Origin of the sequence: Pseudomonas sp. JS3066 (assembly GCF_036328175.1) — a bacterium.
Taxonomy (GTDB): domain Bacteria; phylum Pseudomonadota; class Gammaproteobacteria; order Pseudomonadales; family Pseudomonadaceae; genus Metapseudomonas.
In genome coordinates this window covers 2,341,167-2,362,928 of sequence record NZ_CP143312.1, presented here as the reverse complement: position 1 = coordinate 2,362,928, position 21,762 = coordinate 2,341,167, and the positions used below count along the sequence as shown (strand labels likewise).

At 62.7% G+C, this 21,762-nt stretch carries 20 protein-coding genes; 11 read left to right on the top strand and 9 right to left on the bottom strand.

Annotated features, from left to right (window positions below; translation table 11 throughout):
• Window positions 1-18: 18 nt before the first annotated feature.
• Window positions 19-498 (top strand): nuclear transport factor 2 family protein, encoded by a 480-nt coding sequence (locus SA496_RS11010; protein WP_120651191.1) that lies wholly within the window; start codon window positions 19-21, stop codon window positions 496-498.
• 235 nt (window positions 499-733) lie between these two features.
• The gene (locus SA496_RS11005; RefSeq protein ID WP_330115411.1) at window positions 734-1,633 is read left to right on the top strand and encodes a bestrophin family protein; all 900 of its coding nucleotides are present in this window, start codon (window positions 734-736) and stop codon (window positions 1,631-1,633) included.
• 6 nt (window positions 1,634-1,639) lie between these two features.
• Here the strand turns inward: SA496_RS11005 and SA496_RS11000 are convergent, their stop codons facing one another.
• A complete protein-coding gene (locus SA496_RS11000; RefSeq protein WP_120651193.1) occupies window positions 1,640-2,533 on the bottom strand; it encodes a hypothetical protein in 894 nt (297 codons plus the stop codon).
• A 226-nt stretch (window positions 2,534-2,759) separates the two neighbouring features.
• Here SA496_RS11000 and SA496_RS10995 point away from each other — a divergent pair, with 226 nt between their 5' ends.
• Window positions 2,760-3,545 carry an SDR family oxidoreductase gene (locus tag SA496_RS10995; RefSeq protein WP_120651194.1) on the top strand — a complete coding sequence of 262 codons (786 nt, stop codon included), beginning with the start codon at window positions 2,760-2,762 and terminating at the stop codon, window positions 3,543-3,545.
• A 78-nt stretch (window positions 3,546-3,623) separates the two neighbouring features.
• Here the strand turns inward: SA496_RS10995 and SA496_RS10990 are convergent, their stop codons facing one another.
• From SA496_RS10990 to SA496_RS10980, 3 genes are all read right to left on the bottom strand, one after another.
• Entirely contained in the window at window positions 3,624-4,034 is a 411-nt protein-coding gene (locus tag SA496_RS10990; protein ID WP_330115410.1) for an SRPBCC family protein, read from the bottom strand.
• An 87-nt stretch (window positions 4,035-4,121) separates the two neighbouring features.
• Window positions 4,122-5,132 carry an aldo/keto reductase gene (locus SA496_RS10985; protein WP_330115409.1) on the bottom strand — a complete coding sequence of 337 codons (1,011 nt, stop codon included), beginning with the start codon at window positions 5,130-5,132 and terminating at the stop codon, window positions 4,122-4,124.
• A gap of 215 nt (window positions 5,133-5,347) precedes the next feature.
• Window positions 5,348-6,652, bottom strand: coding sequence for an MFS transporter (locus SA496_RS10980; protein ID WP_120651197.1), 1,305 nt, complete (start codon window positions 6,650-6,652; stop codon window positions 5,348-5,350).
• 480 nt (window positions 6,653-7,132) lie between these two features.
• Between SA496_RS10980 and SA496_RS10975 the strand changes: the two genes are divergently transcribed.
• Together SA496_RS10975 and SA496_RS10970 are read left to right on the top strand one after the other, a co-directional pair.
• The gene (locus SA496_RS10975) at window positions 7,133-8,296 is read left to right on the top strand and encodes an iron-containing alcohol dehydrogenase (RefSeq protein WP_330115408.1); all 1,164 of its coding nucleotides are present in this window, start codon (window positions 7,133-7,135) and stop codon (window positions 8,294-8,296) included.
• A gap of 36 nt (window positions 8,297-8,332) precedes the next feature.
• On the top strand, window positions 8,333-8,647 hold the full coding sequence (locus SA496_RS10970; protein ID WP_120651199.1) for an NIPSNAP family protein: 315 nt from the start codon (window positions 8,333-8,335) through the stop codon (window positions 8,645-8,647).
• Window positions 8,648-8,689: 42 nt separating this feature from the next.
• Here the strand turns inward: SA496_RS10970 and SA496_RS10965 are convergent, their stop codons facing one another.
• Both SA496_RS10965 and SA496_RS10960 read right to left on the bottom strand, forming a co-directional pair.
• Window positions 8,690-9,613, bottom strand: coding sequence for a LysR family transcriptional regulator (locus SA496_RS10965; protein WP_120651200.1), 924 nt, complete (start codon window positions 9,611-9,613; stop codon window positions 8,690-8,692).
• 372 nt (window positions 9,614-9,985) lie between these two features.
• Window positions 9,986-10,882 (bottom strand): LysR substrate-binding domain-containing protein, encoded by an 897-nt coding sequence (locus tag SA496_RS10960; RefSeq protein ID WP_120651201.1) that lies wholly within the window; start codon window positions 10,880-10,882, stop codon window positions 9,986-9,988.
• A 131-nt stretch (window positions 10,883-11,013) separates the two neighbouring features.
• On the opposite strand from SA496_RS10960, the gene SA496_RS10955 reads away from it, so the two are divergent.
• Window positions 11,014-11,805 (top strand): SDR family NAD(P)-dependent oxidoreductase, encoded by a 792-nt coding sequence (locus SA496_RS10955; RefSeq protein WP_280358188.1) that lies wholly within the window; start codon window positions 11,014-11,016, stop codon window positions 11,803-11,805.
• Window positions 11,806-11,881: 76 nt separating this feature from the next.
• Window positions 11,882-12,571, top strand: coding sequence for an alpha/beta hydrolase (locus tag SA496_RS10950; RefSeq protein ID WP_120651203.1), 690 nt, complete (start codon window positions 11,882-11,884; stop codon window positions 12,569-12,571).
• A gap of 7 nt (window positions 12,572-12,578) precedes the next feature.
• Here SA496_RS10950 and SA496_RS10945 read toward each other — a convergent pair whose 3' ends face one another.
• Complete coding sequence (locus SA496_RS10945; protein WP_153919727.1) at window positions 12,579-13,379, bottom strand: lipase family protein; 801 nt, start codon at window positions 13,377-13,379, stop codon at window positions 12,579-12,581.
• Between the two features lie 167 nt (window positions 13,380-13,546).
• Between SA496_RS10945 and SA496_RS10940 the strand changes: the two genes are divergently transcribed.
• Window positions 13,547-14,446 carry a LysR family transcriptional regulator gene (locus SA496_RS10940; protein WP_330115407.1) on the top strand — a complete coding sequence of 300 codons (900 nt, stop codon included), beginning with the start codon at window positions 13,547-13,549 and terminating at the stop codon, window positions 14,444-14,446.
• A gap of 199 nt (window positions 14,447-14,645) precedes the next feature.
• On the opposite strand, the gene SA496_RS10935 is transcribed toward SA496_RS10940, so the two are convergent.
• A complete protein-coding gene (locus SA496_RS10935; protein ID WP_120651206.1) occupies window positions 14,646-15,992 on the bottom strand; it encodes an MFS transporter in 1,347 nt (448 codons plus the stop codon).
• Between the two features lie 318 nt (window positions 15,993-16,310).
• Between SA496_RS10935 and SA496_RS10930 the strand changes: the two genes are divergently transcribed.
• Window positions 16,311-17,747: an aldehyde dehydrogenase family protein gene (locus SA496_RS10930; RefSeq protein WP_330115406.1), complete on the top strand. Its 1,437-nt coding sequence runs from the start codon at window positions 16,311-16,313 to the stop codon at window positions 17,745-17,747.
• Between the two features lie 178 nt (window positions 17,748-17,925).
• Here the strand turns inward: SA496_RS10930 and SA496_RS10925 are convergent, their stop codons facing one another.
• A complete protein-coding gene (locus SA496_RS10925; RefSeq protein ID WP_330115405.1) occupies window positions 17,926-19,206 on the bottom strand; it encodes an OprD family porin in 1,281 nt (426 codons plus the stop codon).
• A 164-nt stretch (window positions 19,207-19,370) separates the two neighbouring features.
• Here SA496_RS10925 and gcvA point away from each other — a divergent pair, with 164 nt between their 5' ends.
• Both gcvA and SA496_RS10915 read left to right on the top strand, forming a co-directional pair.
• The gene (gene gcvA, locus SA496_RS10920) at window positions 19,371-20,276 is read left to right on the top strand and encodes a transcriptional regulator GcvA (protein WP_120651209.1); all 906 of its coding nucleotides are present in this window, start codon (window positions 19,371-19,373) and stop codon (window positions 20,274-20,276) included.
• 120 nt (window positions 20,277-20,396) lie between these two features.
• Window positions 20,397-21,302: an NAD(P)-dependent oxidoreductase gene (locus SA496_RS10915; RefSeq protein ID WP_153919718.1), complete on the top strand. Its 906-nt coding sequence runs from the start codon at window positions 20,397-20,399 to the stop codon at window positions 21,300-21,302.
• Window positions 21,303-21,762: the final 460 nt, after the last annotated feature.

The following is a 21,762-nucleotide window of genomic DNA, read 5'->3' as shown; positions in this document are numbered from 1 at the left end:
TTGTATTGGAGACTTTCCATGTCCTCTAACGCTGAAGTTCGTCCGCCGCTTCCCCCTTTCACCCGCGAGTCGGCCATTCTCAAAGTCCGCCTGGCCGAGGATGGCTGGAACAGCCGCGATCCGGAGAAGGTCTCGCTGGCGTACACCCTGGATACCAAGTGGCGCAACCGCGCCGAATTCGCCTTCAACCGCGCCGACGCCAAGGCCTTCCTCACTCGCAAATGGGCCAAGGAACACGAGTACCGCCTGATCAAGGAACTCTGGGCCCACTCCGACACCCGCATTGCCGTGCGCTATGCCTACGAGTGGCATGACGATTCCGGAAACTGGTTCCGTTCCTACGGCAACGAGAACTGGGAGTTCGACGAGAACGGGCTGATGTTCAACCGCTACGCCTGCATCAACGACCTGCCGATCAAGGAGTCCGAGCGTAAGTTCCGCTGGCCCCTGGGCCGTCGCCCTGACGATCACCCGGGACTGTCCGAACTGGGGCTGTGACCGCAATCCCGGACTGGGATTTCCCGTTCGCAAGCCTATGTCCCCAATGCGTGGCGCCGAAGGTGCGCCACGTTCTTTCATCGACCCTATCTATGCAGCCCCCCCACTCAAACAGCCACCCCACAGCAACATCGATAGACCGCACTGATTGATCGGTCATCATCAGCGATTGGACGTAAGGGCTGGCACCGCCTTAGCTTTCGCCACACGTACTTCACTGGTGCCCGGTACTCCGATGATCGTCCGCCCGAAACCCAACCTGCTCGACATCCTCACCACCCTCAAGGGCTCGATCGCGCGCCACATCGCGCTGCGCACAATGATGATCACCCTGCTCGCCTGCCTCATCGTCGTAGTCGAAAACCTGCATCCCGACTGGTTCATCAAGGTCAACGCCATGCCCTTCACCCTGCTGGGGCTGTCGTTGTCGATCTTCATGAGCTTTCGCAACAACGCCTGTTATGACCGCTGGTGGGAGGCGCGCAAGGCATGGGGCCAGGTCATCATCGAAGTTCGCTCGTTCATCCGGCAGAGCGTGACCATTCCCGATGCAGCACTGCGCGAGACGCTGCTGCGCGAGCTTTGTGGTTTCGCCCATGCCCTCAACGCCCGGTTACGGGACGAGGACGAACGGCAGGCGGCACGTCCCTGGCTGAGCGGCCCCTCCGAAGCCTACGGCCTCAATCCAAGCGACGGCATCCTGCGGCATATCGGCAGCGAATGCGCCCGACTGGCCAGTCGCGGCGAGATCAACGAATGGCGCTACACCCTGCTTGAAGCCCGGCTGATTGGTCTTGGCACGGCGCAAGCCACCTGCGAACGGATCAAGGGCACGCCCCTGCCCTTCCCCTACACCCTCTTGCTGCACCGCACGAGCTACATCTTCTGCCTGCTGCTGCCCTTTGCCATGGCTGGGCCCCTGGGCTGGCTGGCACCCATCATCACCATCTTCGTCGCCTACACCTTCTTCGGCCTGGATGCCATCGGCGACCAGCTCGAAGACCCCTTCGGCCGTGACGAAAATGACCTGGCGACCGACGCCATGGTGCGCACCCTGGAGCGGGAGATTCTCGATGCCCTGGGCCAGCGTGAGCTGCCGCCGGCACCGACGCCGCAGGACTACGTCCTCACCTGACGACGGTCAGGGCGCCACATAGGGCTCGATGAACCGGCAACCGAGCAACTCATCCAGGCGCTTGCCATCGCTCAGGCGACGAAACAGCCCCGGCGTCATCCAGGGGGCATATCCATCCACATTGGGCGCACCGAGTCCGGCCTCCAGGTCCGGGATCAGCAGCGTGCGGGTCTCGAAGGAAATCCTCGTGAGTCCGCTGCTGTTGCCCACTCCGGCATGGGCATGGGCACCCGAGAAGGCAATCAGCTCCCCCGGCTCCAGCAAAACCGGCGCACCTTCTTCCGGCAGTTGTTCGAGCAGATGGGGAATCGCCTCATCCGCATCTACCGAATTGCGTCCGTTGCTATGGGAACGCTGAAGAATTGCCTGCATGTCGAACTCCGCACTGGTGTTGGGCAGCGACTGACGCCACAGACGCGGATAGATCGCAAAGGTTCGCTCGGCCGAAATCGGGTAGATCGGCGCCCACCAGTTGGTCTGGCCGTAGAGGTTCGAGCCCCAGGTGTCCCGGTGGAACGCGATCGTTGCCGTGGTTCGTGAGCGCGGAGCGACTTCACCGGGTTGCTGATGTGGCTGGAAGCGCAAATGCAGCCGATCGCAGGCAAGATGCTCGACCTCGAAGCCCAGCCCCTCCAGCAGATCGCGCCAGAGCGTTTGCACCTCCGTCGAACGGATGAACTCCTGCTGGCACTGCGCAAAGCATTGGGTTTGCCGAGCGTGGGAAAGATGCAGATGGATGTGCTCCGGGCGGTGGGGATACAGGCGCGCCTCCAGCAGGTCGCGAGAGAGGGCCACCAACTGCTCCATGGCGGCCTGCCCGCTGAAGCGGAGAATGTCTCCGGCGTAAATGCGCGACTGGAATCCGCGCGGCTCGAAAGGCGTCGCGAGCGAGCTGTACATGATCGAAGGATTTCCTGGGTGGCTGGAACCCGACTCTAGGAGTCAGCCGCGCCCGGCAACAGCGGCAGAAGGCTGCACAAAATACAGATCAGCCCGGCGCGGCTGATTAAACTCCTCACGGCACCTTCACACCTGTAGCGTTGTCGCGGATTTCTGGCGGTACCGATGCCGCCATTGCGTTTACTGAACCTATGACTTCGCTGAATCCACTTCGAGGAGAGATGACATGGACCTGGGAATCACAGGGCGCTGGGCAATCGTCTGCGCCGCCAGCAAGGGGCTCGGCAAGGGTTGCGCGGCAGCCCTGGCTCGCGAAGGCGTCAACCTGGTAATCAACGCCCGTGGCCAGGACGCGCTGGAGGCCGCAGCCAAAGAACTGCGGACTCAAAATCCGGGGATCGAAGTACGCAGCGTAGCTGGCGACGTCGCCCTGCCCGAGGTGCGCCAGGCTCTGCTCGATGCCTGTCCGCAGGTGGACATACTGGTGAACAACGCGGGTGGACCACCCCCTGGCGACTTCCGTGACTGGAGCCGCGAAGACTGGCTGAAGGCGCTTGACGCCAACATGCTCGCCCCCATCGAGTTGATCAAGGCAACCGTGGACGACATGGCGGCGCGCGGCTTCGGTCGCGTGGTCAACATCACGTCCGGGGCGGTGAAGGCCCCAATCGATGTACTCGGCCTGTCCAATGGCGCTCGCAGCGGGCTGACCGGCTTCATCGCCGGCCTGGCGCGCCAACAGAGGTTGGCCGGGTGCAATGTGACGCTGAACAACCTGCTGCCCGGCGCCTTCGATACCGAGCGCCTGCAGAAGACCCTGAAGGCCTCAGCCAATGGCGCCAACAGCCTGGAGGAAGTCGCGGAGAGACGTCGCCGCGCCATTCCAGCCGGACGCTTCGGAAGCCCGGAAGAATTCGGCGCGTTCTGCGCGTTCATTTGCAGCGTTCATGGCGGCTACCTCACCGGCCAGAACCTGCTGCTCGACGGCGGTGCCTATCCGGGCACCTTCTAAGCGTTCCCGACCGACAATCGCCGACGACAAGAAAAGGCACCCTGTAGAGGGTGCCTGATAGCAGAACCTGGAAAGTGATCAACCTTCTAGGGTTTGCTTCAACGCTGCGAGTCCCCCCTTGTAGATCTCTTCGAACATCGCTTCAGCTTCCGCCTCACTGATGCCATCGGGCGTGAAGGAACCGAACCACTCGACTTTGCTGCCATGGCCATTGGCGAGTACACGCAAGGTGGCCTGGTAATCGCGAACCGGAGCTGGGCCCTGGAGGATGGTGTAGGTGTAGCTGCGTTCACTTTCGCTGAAAGCCAGCAGGCGTTCGATGATGGTCTTGCCTTCGATGCTCTGCAGCGTGCGGATGCGACCACCTTCGCTCAGAGCGCTCTTGGGAATGTACGGCAGCCAGTCAGGCAGTGAATCGAAGCCACCAATCAGTTGCCAGACCTGGTCGGCGCTGACGTGAAGGTCTACGGAGGCGTAGGCGTTGCTCATGGACTTATCTCCCGGGGCGCTGGCCCCTGAAATCGATCGAGAATTTTTGGAGCCAGGCCCGGCTGACCGCAGGGCCTGGCGAGGTGCTTAGTTGGCAGGTACCGGTGCCTGGGCCGCGATCAGGCCCTGCTCGCGCAGCGCTTGCCAGAAGGCCGCCGGAATCGAGGCCGACAGGGCGGCATGATCCTGATTGGCGTGCAGCACCCGGGTGGAACCAGGAATCACCGCCACCACAGCAGGGTTTGCCAAGGCAAATTGCAGGGCGGCTGCCTTGATGTCGACACCATGATGCTGCGCCACGTGGCGGATGCGTTCGAGCTTGGCCAGAACCGGAGCCTGCGCCTTCTGGTACTCGAAATGCTCACCACCGGCAGTCACGCCGGAGCTGTAAGGGCCACCGACCACGATCCCGACGCCTTGCGCAGCCGCCGCCGGCATCACCCGTTGCAGTGCACGCTCGTGATCCAGCAACGAATAGCGACCGGCAAGGAGGAAGCCATCGGGTTGCGGCTCTTCGAGGTCGAGAGTGAGTTCGATGGGTTCGACACGGTTAACACCCAGGCCCCAGGCTTTGATCACACCCTCTTCCCGCAATCGGGTCAGGACTCGGAAGGCACCTTTGCGCGCAGTCTCGAAGCGCTCGAGCCACTCATCGCCGTAGAAGTCCTGGGCGATGTCATGGATCCAGACGATATCCAGACGGTCTGTCTGCAGGCGCTTGAGGCTTCCTTCGATGGCACGCAGGGTGCCATCGGCTGTGTAGTCGTTGACGATGCGGTTCTTGTTGCCGTGCTCGAACAGCCCGCTCTTTTCACCCAGTTCGCGGCTGGCCGGGTCCTCCAGTTCGTCGAGGATGATGCGGCCAACCTTGCTGCTCAGCACATATTGATCACGCGGGCGACCGGCCAGGGCGGCGCCCAGGCGGGATTCGGAGAGGCCGGCGCCGTAAAACGGTGCCGTGTCGAAGTAGCGCACACCGTTGTTCCAGGCAGCATCGACGGTGGCCTTGACCTCTTCCTCGGTCACTGCGCGGAACATGTTGCCCAGCGGAGCAGTACCGAAGCCAAGGGGATGAGTGATCAGAGACTTGAGGTTCATGGGGCTTCTCCTGATTCAGTGGTTGAAGGAGTCGGTTCGTTCTCCTGTGGGCTCATCCTATGGGCAGCCACATGAGACCGTCCAAGTCATAATTCGACACAGCTGAGACCTGCGAGGTCTTTCGCCTTCAGAACGCGACTGCGCGGCGCCGTTATCCGGACGGGCCGCGCAGCCAAGGCATGAAACGGAGTCAGGAACCCGGACGCGCGCCCCGTTCAGGTGCGCTCCCGGTAGTCGATCAAGCTGGAGAAGAGCGCCAGCAGCGCCGCCATCACCACGAAGAAGATCAGGGCGAGGAAGTAGGAGCCACTGAACTCCACGATAAGACCGATCAGGATGGGCACTACAACACCGGCCATGTTTCCACAGAAGTTCATGGTGCCGGCCAGCACGCCGGTTTTCGCCGGGCCGCCGATGATCGCGGGCAGGCACCAGTACATGCCGCACCACCGGATGAAGAACATCGCCACACAGAGCAGACCGATCACCAGCGGCGCGCTCGAAACGTAAGCCGCCCCCAGGATGCAGGCAGCTGCCACCAGGGCCGAGCCGCTGAACATGCTGCGCATCACCAGGTTCGGCGAGGCACCAGCGGACTTCCAGCGATCGCCGATCCAGCCGCCGATCAGCTCACCCACGAAGCCGCACATGAAGATCAGGAACGTCGCGCCACCCATCGCCGAGATGTCCAGGCCGTGGGCCTTGTGCAGGTAGCTCGGCATCCAGGTCAGCAGCCCGTAGAAGACGCTGAGAACACAGCTGTATCCCGCGAACATGGCGAGAATGGAGCGATCCTTGAGCAACACGCGCAGGGGTGGGTTGTGTTCACGACGCCCACGCTGGGCATTGGCGTTGGCCGAAGTGATGTGCTCCAGCTCGGCCTCGTTGACGCCAGCATGCTCGCTCGGATGATTGCGGATGTACTTCCACGCCAGGACCCCGGCGAGGACGGTGCCGACGCCTGCCACCACAAAGGCCATCCGCCAGGAGCCCAGCCAGGCGATCAGTCCGGAAATGATGATGGCGCCCAGGGCGCTTCCCAACGGCGCGCCGCCATCCACCAGGACTGCACCTCGACCGCGCTCGTTCGGGGTTAGCCAGGCGCCATTGAGCTTGGCGCCCGCCGGCATGATCGGTGATTCGGCAACGCCCAGTCCGATACGCGTGGCCAGTAGCACCAGCCAGTTATGCGACGCCGCGCCCAGGGCCTGGAACAGCCCCCAGGCAACGGTAGCGACGCCGATGATCCCGCGGGTCTGGTAGCGGTCCAGCAGCAGGCCGCCGGGAATCTGCATCAACGCATAGGACCAGAAGAATGCGCTTAGCAGCAGACCTTCCATGGCCGGCGAGAGATTGAACTCAGGAGCGATCAGCGGCAGGGCCACCGACAACGACGCCCGGTCGATGTAGTTGATGGCAGTGAGCAGCAGCATGATCAGGAAGATGCGCCAGCGCACGTTGGTGGGCCGGAGTGCATCCACCGCTTGCACGGAAATCGCTTCAGGGGACGGTGTTTTCATGGTTCGTCTCATTCTTGTGATTGTCGGGTCGAGAAAGGTCACACCAGCCCACTGGAACGGAGTGGCTAGTCAGCGCGAAAGAGGAATGGAGGAGTGGGCGGAACAACTTTTTAATTCACAAATCTGTCCCTGCCTAATGAGACTTCATGATTGGGAGATAACCGATCCTGATCATCTTCCAGAACAATCTGAATCCCCCGCAAAGCAACGAAGACAACTCATGGCGGATAACTTTCGGTTATCTGCAGATCAGCTCTTTTCATTTGGAAGTGCGGGCACGGATTTGTAGCTTCCATCTCGAAGTTGCCCTTCCCCAACCCACAACACTCAACCAACAAAAAAGGGAAAAACCATGAGTGCAGAGCGCCTTTCACCCGCCCTTCATCTGCTGCCGGTTTCGCTGGCCTGATCCGAACCTTTCGTACCTGACGTCGCCGGCACGGCTCACCCCTGCCCTGGCGGATTGCTCACGAGGCTGCCATGAACCATTTCCAGTTCTACTTCCCCACTATCCTGAAATCCGGCAACGGCCTGGCCCACAAGGCTGGCCAACTGCTCAAGCCCTACCTGCGCGAAAAGCTGCTGGTCATTACCGATGAAGGCCTGATCAAGTCAGGTGTTCTCGAAGGTTTCTTCCAATCCCTGGTCGACGCACAAATCCCCTACGAGGTGTTTTCCGGCGTCGAGCCCAACCCTAGTACCGAGGTGCTCGACCAGGCCGTGGCCTTCCTCCGGGAGAACGGTTGCGACGCAGTGATAGGTGTCGGCGGAGGCAGCAGCATCGACACCGCCAAGGGTGTTGCAGCCATGGCCACCAACAGCGGCAACATCCTGGACTACGAGGGCTATGACCGTCTCCCGAACGTCCCCCTGCCGATCTTCGCTATCCCGACCACGTCCGGTACCGGCAGCGAATGCACGGCATCCACGGTATTTACCAACAAGCAGACGCTGTTCAAGACGGTCATCATCAGCCCACTGCTGTTTCCCAAGCTGGCGATACTCGACGCTGAACTGACCTGGAAGCTGCCGCCGGCCATTACCGCCGCAACCGGCATGGATGCGCTGACCCACGCCATCGAATCCTACGTCTCCAAGCAGGCCAACCCGGTCAGCCAGGCCCTGGCGATCCAGGCAATCCGCATGATCAGCAGCAGCCTGCGCAAGGCCTACTTCGTTGGCAACGACAGCGAGGCCCGGGAAAGCATGCTGCTGGGCTCCTTCCTCGCTGGCGTCGCCTTCGCCCAGTCGAAGCTGGGCAATGTGCATGCGATTTCCCACACCTTCGGCGGCGTCTTCAACATTCCCCATGGCATTGCCAACGCCACGCTGCTGCCCTACGTGATCGGCTTCAACCTGCCGGCCTGTCCGGAGAAGTTCCGCAACATCGCCATCGCCATGGGCCAGGACACCAGCGGCCTCGACGACCTGGCTGCCGCGCGCAAGGTGGTGGATTTCGTGATGGAGATGAATGCCGCCCTGGGTATACCGGACAACATCAAGGACCTGGGCGTGAGCCTGGACTTCTTGCCGCAGATGATCAGCGACTCCATGCGCAGCGGCAACGTACTGGTCAACCCGCGCCTCACCACCGCCGCAGACATCGAATCCATCATCACCCGCGCCTACCACGGCACTCACTGAGTGCCGCGGACCGGCACAACCCGAGGACCCCTGATCATGTTTTATGAAATGCGTACCTACACCATCCAGATCGGCAAGATGAAGGAGTATCTGCAGCACTTCGAGGCCGAAGGCTTGCCGGTGATCTCCCGCTACACCCGGCTGGTGGGCTGGTGGTACACCGAGATCGGCGAGCTGAACCAGGTAGTGCACATCTGGGCCTACGAGAGCCTGGACGACCGCATCAAGAAGCGCGCCGCGCTATACGAAGACCAGGACTGGCTGACCCGATTCGTGCCCAAGGCCTTCCCGATGCTGATAAAGCAGGAGTCCAAGCTGCTGATGCCGGCGGCCTTCTCACCCATCCGCTAGTTTCTGGAGTGCGCCGGGCGCCGCGCGCTACGCGTGGCGCCCTCAGCGACAGGCCAGTAGCTCGTCCACCAGCAAACGCGCAGCCGGCGACAGCTCGGTTCCGGTGCGGCTGACCGCGCCGAAAGGCTCGACCAGTGCGCGCAGGCAAACCGGCAATTGCACGAGCATGCCGAAGCCTTTGGCAAACTCGGCCACCTCCCGCGGAATCACCGCTACGAGGTTCGGGTCTTCTTGCAGCAGCATCATGGTGGCGAAGGTCGACGAGGTTTCCAGCGGGTAACGCGGTACCTCGAGGCCCGCCTCACTGAGCTCACGTTCCAGGGCCTGGCGCATCGGCGTATTTACCGGGTAGACGATCCAGCGGTAGTTGCTGAGCTCCTTGATATCCAGTTGGCCAGCGCCCGCAAGTGGGTGATTGCGGGTGGCGACCACCGACAACGGTTCATCGCTGAGGGCCACGCTCTGGTAAGCACTGGCTCTTTGGCTGACGCCGGTGCGGCAGATGGCGATATCCAGGCGCCCCTCGTCGAGCAGCCCGAGCAGACTGGCACTGGTGTTTTCCACCACCTCCACCGACAGCGTCGGCTGCCTCTGTCGCAGTCGGCTCAGTGCCCGGCTCAGCAGGGGCACCGCCCCCATGATCACGCCCACGGAAAGCCGACCGCCCTCGCCTTGCATAATGCCCATCACCTCTTCCCGCAGATGTGACAGGTCGCTGTAGATCAGCCGCGCATAGCGCGTGATGCAACGCCCGACGTCGTTGGGCACCAGCCCCTTGGGTTGCCGCTCGAACAGCGGCATGCCGAGGATGGATTCGATCTCCCGCAGGACCTTGGTCGCCCCCGGCTGGGAAATCGCCATCTCTTCGGCCGCCTTGTGCAGCGAGCCATGGTTGTCCAGTTCAATTAGCAATCGCAGCTGTTTCAGGCGAAGCCGGGCGGCGATGTTTTCCAGGGACGGGAACATGGTGGATTTCTCGGGGGAAAGGCAATAATTATAACTAACAGAGTCAGGCGATCTTTGCTTTCACTGAAATACATAATTGCCAAAAGATCACGAACCTGACAACTCGCAAGTCAACCTGGCTTGACCGATAACAAAGCATGATCAGGTAATCCAACTTTTTCATTAGGCGGCTGAAAAGCAACTCGCTAGAGTCGACACGCAACAACTCTTTTATGTACCGAAGATGAAGATGCTCCGCACCGAAGTTCCTTCAATGTCTTCTTCGTTTGAAAAGTGCCACCTGACAACTGACCGCTCCCTGATCGCCGATGAATTGGCGAGCCCAGGCCCGACGCACTAGGCTGATTCGGGATGAGGCCGCGCACGTCGGAATCAGGCGCGCGTACCTGCTAGCACCATTTCGCGGAAGTCGCCGACGATCGGCCGCAGATCGACTCGGTGCCAGGCAGCCCAGAGTTCGATGTCCTGGTTCAGCCAGGGCAGTTCACGCAGTACGACGTTCTCGTTGCCTTCACCTTTGATGCTCTGCTGTATCAGCGCCAGTCCCAGGCCCGCGGACACCAGCCCCAGGGCACTGAGTGGTTCGGCCGCTGCCAGCCTGATCTGCGGAGTGAAGCCGGCTTCTACGCAGCTGGCGAGGAAGCTCTCGCGTTTGTGCTGCAGCAGGTTGCTCTCGACCATGATCCAGTCCTGCCCGTGCAGGTCCGCGGGCTCAATGCTGGCCTTTCCCGCCAAGGGGTGCTGGGCCGGGAGTGCGAGATGCAGCGGGTCTCTGAACACCGACGCGGCGAGCAGTTCCGGGTCGTCGGCTGCTGGCGGCTCGCAAACCAGGGCGATATCCAGGCTACGTTGGCGCAGCCCTTCGAACTGCTCCTGCACAGAAAGGTTGTACAGCGCGATGTGGATGCCGGGACGCTGCTCACGCACCGTACGCAGCGCCTCAGGCAACACACCGCCGTGGATGGCATGGCTGACGTAACCAATGCACAGGCCGCCCTCCTCGCCTCGCCCCAGTCGTCGCCCGAGGGATTCCAGGCGCTCGGCGTGCTTGAGCAGCGCCTTGGTTTCATGGAGGAAGGTCCTGCCATCGCGGGTCAGGCGCAACCGCTGCTGGCTGCGTTCGAACAGTTGCAAGCCGAGGCGGTCCTCCAACTGCGCGATCTGGCGGCTCAAGGGGGACTGGGAAATATGCAGGTGTTCTGCCGCGCGGCCGACGTGTTCGACTTCGGCGACCGCGACGAAATAGCGAAGTTGTCTGAGATCCAGCACATGACCTCCGAGGACTTAAGTATGACGAATCAGGACGTGGACGGTCTTATACGCCGATTCTAGGATGCCGCCCAGACCCCATTGATCACCGGTAGCCAACAGCGCTGCCTACCCTTCAGAGGACCCGAAACATGAAAATCGACCTGAGCGGCAAGACTGCCATCATCAGCGGCTCCACCGGCGGCATCGGCCTGGGCATCGCCCGCAGCCTGGCAATGGCGAACGCCGACGTTGTAATCGTCGGCCGTACCGCGGCAGCGGTAGACGAGGCGGTTGCTGGCATCACGGCCAGCGGCGGCAAGGCACGCGGAGTGGTGGCTGACCTGGGAACCGCCGCAGGCGCCGAGGTGCTGTTCGCCGCCGAATCCAGCGCCGACATCCTGGTCAACAACCTGGGGATCTACAACGAAGTGGACTTCTTCGAGACCGATGACGAAGAGTGGACCCGCTTTTACGAGATCAACGTGCTCTCAGGGGTGCGCCTGGCGCGTCACTACATTCCCACGATGGTAGAGCGGAAATGGGGCCGGGTGATTTTCCTGTCGTCCGAGTCCGGAATTGCCATTCCCGCCAACATGATCAATTACGGCGTTACCAAGAGCGCCAACCTGGCCGTTTCCCACGGCCTGGCCAAGCGCCTTTCCGGCACCGGGGTCACGGTCAATGCGATCCTTCCCGGCCCTACCTTCACCGAGGGCGTGGCCACGATGGTCGCCGACGCCATGCGTGAATCCGGACGCAGCGCACGGGAAGAAGTGGACGCTTTCGTCCGCAGGGCGCGTCCCAGCTCCATCATCCAGCGCGCTGCCGAGGTAGAGGAAGTTGCCAACCTGGTGACATACGTGGCGTCACCGCTGTCCTCGGCAACCACCGGCGCCGCCCTGCGTGTGGACGGCGGTGTAGTGGACAGCCTGGCAATCTGACGGCTGGAACAGGTGCCAGGGTGACCAGCGGCTAGGCTTTGCAGGTGCTGCACCCGCTGAGTCGATGGAGAAGGTCATGCCTGCCAAGCCCAATATCCTGCTGGTCCACGGCGCCTGGGGCGATGCCTCGCACTGGCGCTACCTCATTCCCCTGCTGCTGGATGCCGGGTATTCGGTCAGTGCGGTACAGAATCCCCTGACCGCCCTGGCTGACGACGTGGCGCGCACCCGCAAGCTCGCCGAGTCCCTTGGCGGGCCCACCTTGCTGGTCGGGCACTCCTACGGTGGAGCGGTCATCTCCGGCGCCGGCCATGCAGCCAATGTCGTGGGGCTGGTGTTCGTCGCCGCCTTCGCGCCGGATGAGGGCGACAGCCTGGGTGGCATCTTCGCCCGCGCCGAACCACCGCAAGGTGCCGGCGGCATCCGTCCGGATCAGGAAGGTTTTCTCTGGTTGGCGGGCGACAGCTTCCACGCCAATTTCTGCGCCGACCTTCCCGAGCGGGACGCCCAGGTCATGTCGGTCACGCAGAAACCCATTGCCGCGCGCTGCTTCGAAGACAAGGCCGGAGCGCCGGCCTGGCGTGGTAAACCCAGTTGGTATCAGGTGTCATCCGGCGATCAGATGATCCCGCCTGCCACCCAGGCCTGGATGGCCGAGCGCATCCAGGCCCGGAAGACCATCACCCTGGATGCCAGCCACGCATCGCTGGCATCGCGCCCCAGGGAGATATTCGGGTTGATCGAAGAAGCGGTGAAAGCGCTGTAGCCGCCCCTCACCCATTCATCGGCGCATCGGGATTGTTGATCGCATAGAGGTAACAGTCCGCCATGCTGTGGTCACCCGCGAAGCTGCTGTAGCTGGCGGTAAAGGTCACGGCCAGGCCGAGGTGCTGGTAGACCCAGGAGTCGGTCACGCCCGGCGGGACTTCCGGAACCAGATCGCTGTCGTTCACCACACGGTAGGTGGGGATGTTCAGGCCGTTGTAGTAGGCGGCGAAATTCGGGTCGACCACGCGCGGGCTGGCGAAGTTGTAGTGCTGCAGCGGCTGGTCTGGCCATTGGGTATGCAGGTCGAGCACCGCCAGGCTGGACAGCGCGCTTCCCAGGCTGTGGCCGCAAACCCAGAGGTCGCCACCCGGTTTCAGGCCGTCCAATGCTTGCAGGGCCTGATCGCGCAGGGAGGTGTATAGCTTGAGGAAGCCCGCATGCACCTGGCCTATGCCCGACTGCCAGGGGTATTCGCTCTGCGTGACGTCCAGGTCATCCACCCAGTCCTGGGCCGATTCGGTACCACGAAACACCAGGTACACCGCACCGCTGGGGTCACTGACGGCAAAGCCGAAGGGCTCGGACTCGTTGATGTACTTCAGTTCGCTGAGGATGCTCCAGACCGGCGCAGAAAAACTCCAGCCACTCATGCTCGGGGGCTGCCAATTGAAATCGGAAGGTTTGCGCGGCTTGTCCTGCTGCAGCCATTGCTCGTACTGGTCGTAGGCCGCTTCCACCAGGTTGGCGCATTGCAGCGCCTGGGTCAGGGAAAACGCAGCGGGAAAATACATGGGAAGACTGGGCATGGTGGCCTCCTTGCCAATGAGTTGTGGGGTTCCACTCTAGACCAAGGCGGCCTTGCGTACAGCGGTATCCGTCCGTATTTCGATTTCGCGTTGCGTTCACTTGTGGGCGGTTTTACTCCTGTGTGAATCCCAATAAGCTCGCTTGAGTTAATGAGCAGGACTCACCAATGAAACCCGTATCCGCCGCTGATCTGAACATCTTCCTGAGCATCGCCGCCCACCTCAGTTTCAGCCGCGCGGCCGTCGAACTCGGGCTCTCGCCTTCGGCCCTCAGCCATGCCCTGCGCGCCCTGGAAGAACGCCTCGGGGTGCGCCTGTTCAACCGCACTACTCGCAGCGTGGCGCTCACCGAAGCAGGCGAACGCCTGTACGCCCGCATCAAGCCGGCCTTTCGCGATATCGACGACGCCCTGGAAGACCTCAACCAGTTCCGCGACTCGCCTTCCGGCACCCTGCGCATCAATGCCGGCCGCGCCGCCGCACAGTTGGTGCTGCTGCCGCTGGCCAGCCGTTTTCTCGAGGCGTACCCGGATGTGAACCTGGAAATCTCCGCCGACGATGCGCTGGTGGACGTCGTATCCGCGGGGTACGACGCGGGCGTGCGCTTCGGCGAACGCCTGGAGGCCGATATGGTTTCCCTGCCCATCGGGCCCTATATGCGCTCGGTGGTGGTGGCGACACCCAGCTTCTTCGAGCGTCATCCCGTGCCACAGAAACCCCAGGACCTCCACGGGCTACCCTGCATCCGCCATCGCTTTCCCAGCGGCAACTTCTACCGCTGGGAGTTCGAACGCGGGGGCATGCAACTGGAAATCGAAGTGGACGGTCCCCTCACCCTGGGTGACGTGGGCCTTATGGTCGGTCCGGCACTGCAGGGCGTCGGGCTGGCTTACGTATTCGAGGAAATGGTGGCCGACCATGTCGCCGAAGGGCAGCTGGTGCAGGTACTGGAAGACTGGTGCCCCTTCTACCCCGGCCTGCACCTCTACTACCCCAGCCGGCGCCAGGTGCCGGCGGTGCTCAAGGCCTTCATCGAGTTCGCGCGGGCGGCAAGGCAGGAACCTTGACCCCAGGGCCGGTGCGCGTGGCGCACCAGGCTCCCGAAAAGCAAAGGCCGAACCCATTGGGCCCGGCCTTCACCTTTATCCAGTTCGCATCGCTTCCGAAGCAGGTGCGCGTGGCGCACGCTACGTCCAGCACCCAGCCCCTCCGGTAGGGTGCGCCGTGCGAACCACGAACGTACCCACCAGGCTCAGCCTTCTATTATCAGCGCAACGGCTGACCCTTCATCTCCGGCATGCGGATGTAGACCACCAGGCTCACCAGGCTCACCGCTACCAGGTAGATCCAGAACAGGTGGCCGTAACCGGCGCCCGAGATGGCGGTCATGATGTACGGCGAGGTGCCACCGAACAGGGTGACCGACAGTGCGTAGGGCAAGGCGATGCCAGTGACCCGCACCTCAGCCGGGAACTGCTCGGCCATGGTCACGGCGGAAGCCGCGCCGAAACCGGTCATGATCACCATGGAAATGGTCTGCAACAGGGCAACTTCCGCCAGGCTGATGCCCTGGTAGAGCAGGCCGAAGCTCGGCCAGGCCCAGAGGATCGACGCGGCGGCGAAGGCGATCAGCATCGGCCGGCGACCAATGCGGTCTGCCAGCATCCCGGCCAGCGGCAGCAACAGCAGCGACACGCCCACGGCGATCACGCCGGCCAGTAGCGTCTCGCGGATCGGCATGCCGGTCACCAGATGGACCTGCGAGGGGTAGCTCACCATCCACACGTAATTGAGCAGGTTGCCCGCCATGGCCACGCCGATCACCCGCAGCACGTCCTTGCGGTGTTTGGTGAAGATGTCGCGGATCGGACGCTTCTCGACGGCAGCCTTGGCCACGCGGGACTTGAACACTTCGGTTTCCTTCACCGACAACCGAATCCACAGGGTCAGCACACCCATCAGTGCGGCAATGACGAACGCCACGCGCCAGCCCCAGTCTTCCAGGGCCGTGTCGCTACCCACCGAGGCCAGCACGACACCGAGCAGGAAGGAAACCAGCGTGCCGGCGTTGATCGCGAACCACTGCCAGGAGCCCGCAAAGGCGCGGCGATTGGACGGCGCGGATTCGATGAGGAATGCCGAAGCGGAACCGAATTCACCTCCGGCAGAGAAGCCCTGGGTCAGGCGTGCCAGCACCAGGATGATCGGCGCGGCGATGCCGATGCTTTCGTAGTTCGGGCAGACGCCGATTACCAGCGAGGCCACCGACATCAGCAGGATCGACAGGGTCAGGCCCTTCTTGCGGCCGTAGCGGTCGGCGAACACGCCGAGCACCGCGCCGCCAATGGGTCGCATGAGGAAACCTACGGCGAACACCGCCAGCACCGAGAGCAGCGCGGTCAGGCTGTTGCCGGCCGGGAAGAATTGCTTGGCGAGGATGGATGAGAAGGTGGCGTAGATCACCCAGTCGGTGTACTCGACTATGGTGCCCAGGGTTGCCGCCACGATGGCTTTCTTCTCGGTCCGGGTCAGTTTTCGGCCCTCGGAGGCCGTGGCAGTGGCTGGGCCTGTTTCAGGCATGAGACCACCAATCGCACTATTGTCGTTATTCATTGCATCGCTCCCGTGAGCACACTTTTTGTTGTTGATCGCCCGAAGGCGTTCTCTTCTGGTTAGCGAGCAAGATGCAGCGACACGCGGGGCTGGTGAAGCGAGATTTCCGCCCTGTTCGCTTGAGTTTAATTCAACTTAAGGAGTAGGCATGACGGCCAGTGCAGGCCATTGGACGCTTGATATTTTTTCAAGCGACGGCAGCTGAAAATTCCTTTGAAGACACAGCGTCGAATGCCCAACCTGCCCCCAACGCCCGGGTCGACGAACAAGAACTGCACCCACTCATGATCCGGGCCTTGAACTGAGGAGACTCGAAGCATGTTCCTGAAAGTTGAGAGCTACATCGGCGGACGCTGCCTGGCGCCGGCCGGTGGTCGCTACGTCGACAAGTTCGACCCGCGCACCGGCGAGAAGCTGGGCGAGGTCGCCAACAGCGGTCCCGAGGAAGTGGAACTCGCTATCCAATCTGCCCAGGAAGCGCTGCCCGCCTGGCGCGACATGCGCCCCTCCGAGCGCGGTCGCATCCTGGTGGAGCTGGCGCGCATCGTTCGCCACAGCGAAGACCGCCTTGGCAAGCTGGAGAGCGCCGAAACCGGCAAGCCTGGCCGCGAGATGGCCACGCTGATGGACCTCACCGCCCAGTACTTCGAGTTCTATGCCGGCCTGGTCAATGTCATGGACGGCGAAGTGATCAACCAGGGCCCGAACTACCACGTCTATACCCGCCGCGATCCGTTCGGCGTGATCGGCGCCATCCTGCCCTGGAACGCCCCGCTGCATCAGGCCGCACGGGCCATCGCCCCGGCGCTGGCCACCGGCAACACCGTGGTCGCCAAACCCTCCGAGCACACCTCCGCGTCCCTGGTGGAACTGGCGCGCATCGCCGTGGAGGAAGCCGGCCTGCCTGCCGGCGTGTTCAACGTGATCGTCGGCAAGGGCAGCGTCATCGGCCCGGTGATGGCGCGCCATCCACTGATGCGCAAGATCTCCTTCACCGGCGGCATCACCGCAGGCCAGGAACTCGGCCGAATCGCCGCCGAACGCATCCTTCCGCTGACCCTGGAACTGGGTGGCAAGTCGGCCAATATCGTCTTTGATGACGCCGACCTCGACGCCGCCGCCAAGGGCGCCACCACAGCTTTCACCTGGAACAGTGGCCAGTGGTGCTGCGCTGGTACCCGCCTGCTGGTGCAGGAAGACGTCCACGACCGCTTCGTCGAGAAGCTGGTGGCCGAGGTCGCGGCACTGCGTGTCGGCCCGGACTTCGACTCCACCTCCGGCCCCATCACCACCAAGGCGCAGTTCGAGAAGATCCAGAGCTACTTCGAGGTCGCCGCGCGTGATGGCCTGAAGCCAGCCATCGGCGGCAAGGTGGCCAGCGGCGCGAACCTGGGCAAAGGCTGGTACATCGAGCCCACCGTCTACACCGGCGTGACCAACGACATGACCCTGGCCAGGGAAGAAATCTTCGGCCCCATCCTCTGCGTCATTCCCTTCAAGGACGAGGCCGACGCCCTGCGCATCGCCAATGACAGCGAGTTCGGCCTGGGCGCCGGTATCTGGAGTCGCGACATCGGCCGCGTCCACCGCGTCGCCGCGGGTCTTGAGGCTGGCCGTATCGTGGTCAACGAATACAGCGGTGGTTTCGTCCAGACCCCCTGCGGTGGGTTCAAGCAAAGCGGCTATGGCCGCGAGCAAGGCATCGACGCCCTCTCCCACTACACCCAGTTGAAGTCGGTGATCATTCGGCTTTGAAGCCAACCCCACCGCAAAACAAAACCCCGCCTGGTGCGGGGTTTTGTTTGTGCTTGGGAACCGGGGTGCTTCGATGCTTCTCAAGGGGGTGGATAGCGCTCTTCTCATCCACCACCGATGCCCAGCTGAACCGCAAATGGTGGAAGTAAAGAGCGACTTCCACCCTTGCGATCTGTCCTCACCAGAGCGGCAAGGTGTAGGTCACGATCAAGCGGTTCTCATCGATATCCGGCCCGAAGTTGCTGCGTACCGTCGCATTGCGCCACTTGAGGCCGAGGTTCTTCAGCGGTCCGCCCTGCACTACATAGGCGATGTCGGTGTCCCGTTCCCATTCCTTGCCCTCGTCCACGCGGTTGGCAACGTCTACCCCATCGCCGGAAAGGCAGCGCGTCATGAAGGTCAGCCCAGGTACGCCCAGCGAGGTGAAGTCGAAGTCATAGCGGGCCTGCCAGGAGCGTTCGTCCTCGTTGCCGAAGTCGTTGACCTGCACCAGATTCACCAGGTAGCCGTCGGCACCGCTGACGTAGGCAAAGCCGGTGTCACCGGACATGCGCTGATAGCCGAGCCCAAGGGCATGGGGGCCACGCTTGTAGGTGAACATCGCCCCAAGCGCGCGGTTGTCGACGTTGCTGCCGCCGTCGTCCTGGCTCTGCGCCCAACGCAGGTCCGACTTGATGAAGCCGGCCCCGCCCAGGTCCAGCAGATGGCCAAGGGTGAAGTAGTGCTGGCGGTAGATGCCGTCCAGTGCGCCGTAGTGATAGGAAGTGGTCAGGGCTGGCGTCCATTTGTAAGTGGCACCAGCGAAGTCCAGTGCATCGCTGGTCTTGTGGCGGCCCAGGACAATGTTCCGCGCCCCGCCGTTGAACACCTGCATCTCCTCGTTATCGGACGAATTGCGCAGGTTCACCCGGTCGATACGGCCGAGGTCCAGGTTCAGATCCTGGACTTGCGCACTGCTCAACCACGCCCCCCGGAAGGTCTGTGGCAACAGACGGCTGTCATTGGAAAGGGCAATGGGCAGCTTGGGCTGCAGGGTGCCAACCTTCAGCAAGCTGCTGGAAACGCGCACCTTGGCGGTCAGCCCCAGTTCGCCGTACTCGTCCTGGGCACGATTGGGCTTTTCGCGATCGGATTGCAGCAGGCCGGTGCCAGTGCGGTCCGGGCTGGAATCGAGCTTCACCCCCAGCAAGCCGAGCGCATCGACGCCAACACCGACCGGGCCTTCAGTAAAGCCCGATTCATAACGCAGCAGGAATCCCTGAGCCCACTCCTCGGCCTTGCTTTGCGGGGCTCCGTCCTGGCGGAAATCACGGTTGAAGTAGAAGTTGCGCAATTCCAGGCTGGCCTTGGAATCCTTGATGAAATCGGCGCTGGCGGTGCCGTTGGCACCCAGGGTCAGGCCGAAGAGCGCGAACAGGGTCTGCGGACCAATGCGATTGGCCCGGTTGGGAGTGGTCATGGAGCGGCTCTCTTTTGTTGTTGTGGTACGTCCGGGGCCGATGCTAGGAACCTGCCGGAGGCCGCGACAAACGATTAAAACAGGCCTTTCGCTTGAGATTTACTCAATCAGAACTAGAGTAAGATTCCGCGCCTTTTCACCTGTCACACAAGAAGATCCGGAAGATGGACAGACTGCCGCCACTCAATGCCGTACGGGCCTTCGAGGCCGTCGCCCGGCACCTCAGCATTACCCTTGCCGCCGACGAACTGAACGTCACTCCCGGCGCCGTCTCACGGCAGATCCGCGCACTGGAGGAGTACATGGAGCAGCCGTTGTTCCTACGTGGGCATCGGCAGATCACCCTCACCCCGGCTGGCGAGCAGTACTTCAAGGCGGTAGCACGGATCATCGAAGAGCTGCGCAGCGCCACCCGCAAACTCAAGCGCCCGGCCAAGCGCCGGCAGATCAAGGTGCGCGCCTATACCACCTTCGCCATGCAATGGCTGATTCCAAGGCTCGCCAGCTTCCACCAGGAGAACCCCAAGATCGAGGTGCTGCTCACTGCCTCCCTGGACCCGGTGGACTTCCACAAGGAAGACCTGGATGCCGCCATCCGCCTCGGTAACGGCGACTGGCCCAACTGCAACTGCCATGTGCTCAGCGACAACATCCTCGCCCCGGTGTGCAGTCCCGCGCTGCTCGACATCGGCCCCGGCCTGGAGGAACCAGCCGACGTGGCCGAATACACCATGCTCCACTCCATCGCCCGCCCGGACGACTGGAGCCACTGGCTGCAAGCCACCGGCGTGGGCAGCGCGGTGGATGCGCGGGCCGGCATGACCTACCAGAGCTCATCGATGGCCTATGCAGCGGCCGCCGGCGGCCAGGGCATCGCCATCGCCCAGTTGTTCCTGGTGGAGAAGGAACTGCGCGAAGGCACCCTGGTGCGACCGTTCCCGCAGACCGTGGACATGGGCGCGTACACCTATTACCTGCTCACCCCCAGACACCGGCCGGAAAGCGAGGACATGACCACCTTCCGCCTCTGGTTGCTGGAGCAGGCACGCCAGACCCGCCAGGCCGCTTGAGTTTTCCTCAACGCTTCCAGGCTCAAAAGTGCTTTGTCCGCGTCGCTTGCGGCTTCCTAGGATGGTTCCCCTTCACCCGAGCACGGCTGAAGACCCGTCCGTTGAACTGGAGCGACAATAATGAACGAGAGCATCGGTTTCATCGGCCTTGGCGCCATGGGCCAGAGAATGGCGCGACACCTGCTTGACCACGGCTTCGGCCTGGAAATCTGCGACAGCAACCCACAAGCCCTCGAGCCCCTGCTGCAACGCGGCGCACGTAGTCACGCCTCGCCTCGAGCCGTGGCCGATGCCGCGCAAGTGGTGCTGGTCTGCGTGCCGACGCCGGAGATAGTCGAGCAGGTGGTACTGGGTGAGAACGGTGTCATCCATGGCGAGACCGTACGCGTGCTGGTGGACCACTCAACCACCGGCCCGAGTGTCGCCCGCCGCCTCGACCAGGCGCTGAAGGCACGCGGCATAGCGACCCTGGACGCTCCTCTGGCCGGCGGCGTCGCCGGAGCCGAAGCCGGCACCCTGTCGGTGATGGTGGGAGGACCTGCGGAAGCCTACGGGCGTTGCCAACCGGTTTTCGCCGCGTTCGGCCGCAAGGTGGTTCACCTTGGCGACACGCCCGGCCTGGGCCAGAGCCTCAAGCTGGTGAACAACATGATCGTCGGCGCGACCCTGGTGGCTACCAGCGAGGCGCTGCTGTTCGGCATCAAGGCCGGCCTCGAGCCAGTACAGATGCTGGACATCCTCAATGCCAGCACGGCGCGCAGCTACACCAGCGAACAGATCCTCGCCGGTACCGTGCTCAAGCGCGAATTCGACTTCGGCTTCCGCCTCGACCTGATGCGCAAGGACATCCGCCTGTTCCTGGCCGAGGCCGAAGGCACCGGGACGCCGGCACTGACCTGCGCGGTGGTCAAGCAGCTCTTCGACCAGGCCATCAACAGCGGCGAGCCGACCCGTGACATGACCCACGTGGTGCGAGTGCTGGAAGACCTGGCCGGGGCAAGGATTGCATCCACGCCGCCCTTGTAGGAACGAGCTTGCTCGCGAAGCTACTGAGCCAATCTTTCGCGAGCAAGCTCGCTCCTACACAAAGCCCGATGGCGACGAATCCCGGCGCATTGGCTGAGATTCCTTCACTGCACAACGTGGGGCGGGGCGTAGGAGCGAGCTTGCTCGCGAAAAAGAAACCAGCCCCGGAACCATCGCCTTGCGTACTCCATCGATCCACCAACGAGGGGTGGCTGGGGCGCCGGATGGTGGATGCGAAGAGCGGCATCCAGCCCACGCAAATGGAGCCCGGCCTTTCGCGAGCAAGCTCGCTCCTACACAAAGCCCGATGGCGACGAATCCCGGCGCATAGGCTGGAATTCCTTCACTGCACAACGTTGGGCGGGGCGTAGGAGCGAGCTCTGCTCGCGAAAAAGAAACCAGCACCGGAACCATCGCCTTGCGTACTCCATCGATCCACCAACGAGGGGTGGCTGGGGCG

What these genes read in the sequence shown, in the direction of transcription:
- SA496_RS11010 (WP_120651191.1), top strand. Translation starts at nt 19, where the DNA reads ATGTCCTCTAACGCTGAAGTTCGTCCGCCGCTTCCCCCTTTCACCCGC.
- SA496_RS11005 (WP_330115411.1), top strand. Translation starts at nt 734, where the DNA reads ATGATCGTCCGCCCGAAACCCAACCTGCTCGACATCCTCACCACCCTC.
- SA496_RS11000 (WP_120651193.1), bottom strand. Translation starts at nt 2,533, where the DNA reads ATGTACAGCTCGCTCGCGACGCCTTTCGAGCCGCGCGGATTCCAGTCG.
- SA496_RS10995 (WP_120651194.1), top strand. Translation starts at nt 2,760, where the DNA reads ATGGACCTGGGAATCACAGGGCGCTGGGCAATCGTCTGCGCCGCCAGC.
- SA496_RS10990 (WP_330115410.1), bottom strand. Translation starts at nt 4,034, where the DNA reads ATGAGCAACGCCTACGCCTCCGTAGACCTTCACGTCAGCGCCGACCAG.
- SA496_RS10985 (WP_330115409.1), bottom strand. Translation starts at nt 5,132, where the DNA reads ATGAACCTCAAGTCTCTGATCACTCATCCCCTTGGCTTCGGTACTGCT.
- SA496_RS10980 (WP_120651197.1), bottom strand. Translation starts at nt 6,652, where the DNA reads ATGAAAACACCGTCCCCTGAAGCGATTTCCGTGCAAGCGGTGGATGCA.
- SA496_RS10975 (WP_330115408.1), top strand. Translation starts at nt 7,133, where the DNA reads ATGAACCATTTCCAGTTCTACTTCCCCACTATCCTGAAATCCGGCAAC.
- SA496_RS10970 (WP_120651199.1), top strand. Translation starts at nt 8,333, where the DNA reads ATGTTTTATGAAATGCGTACCTACACCATCCAGATCGGCAAGATGAAG.
- SA496_RS10965 (WP_120651200.1), bottom strand. Translation starts at nt 9,613, where the DNA reads ATGTTCCCGTCCCTGGAAAACATCGCCGCCCGGCTTCGCCTGAAACAG.
- SA496_RS10955 (WP_280358188.1), top strand. Translation starts at nt 11,014, where the DNA reads ATGAAAATCGACCTGAGCGGCAAGACTGCCATCATCAGCGGCTCCACC.
- SA496_RS10950 (WP_120651203.1), top strand. Translation starts at nt 11,882, where the DNA reads ATGCCTGCCAAGCCCAATATCCTGCTGGTCCACGGCGCCTGGGGCGAT.
- SA496_RS10945 (WP_153919727.1), bottom strand. Translation starts at nt 13,379, where the DNA reads ATGCCCAGTCTTCCCATGTATTTTCCCGCTGCGTTTTCCCTGACCCAG.
- SA496_RS10940 (WP_330115407.1), top strand. Translation starts at nt 13,547, where the DNA reads ATGAAACCCGTATCCGCCGCTGATCTGAACATCTTCCTGAGCATCGCC.
- SA496_RS10935 (WP_120651206.1), bottom strand. Translation starts at nt 15,992, where the DNA reads ATGAATAACGACAATAGTGCGATTGGTGGTCTCATGCCTGAAACAGGC.
- SA496_RS10930 (WP_330115406.1), top strand. Translation starts at nt 16,311, where the DNA reads ATGTTCCTGAAAGTTGAGAGCTACATCGGCGGACGCTGCCTGGCGCCG.
- SA496_RS10925 (WP_330115405.1), bottom strand. Translation starts at nt 19,206, where the DNA reads ATGACCACTCCCAACCGGGCCAATCGCATTGGTCCGCAGACCCTGTTC.
- gcvA (WP_120651209.1), top strand. Translation starts at nt 19,371, where the DNA reads ATGGACAGACTGCCGCCACTCAATGCCGTACGGGCCTTCGAGGCCGTC.
- SA496_RS10915 (WP_153919718.1), top strand. Translation starts at nt 20,397, where the DNA reads ATGAACGAGAGCATCGGTTTCATCGGCCTTGGCGCCATGGGCCAGAGA.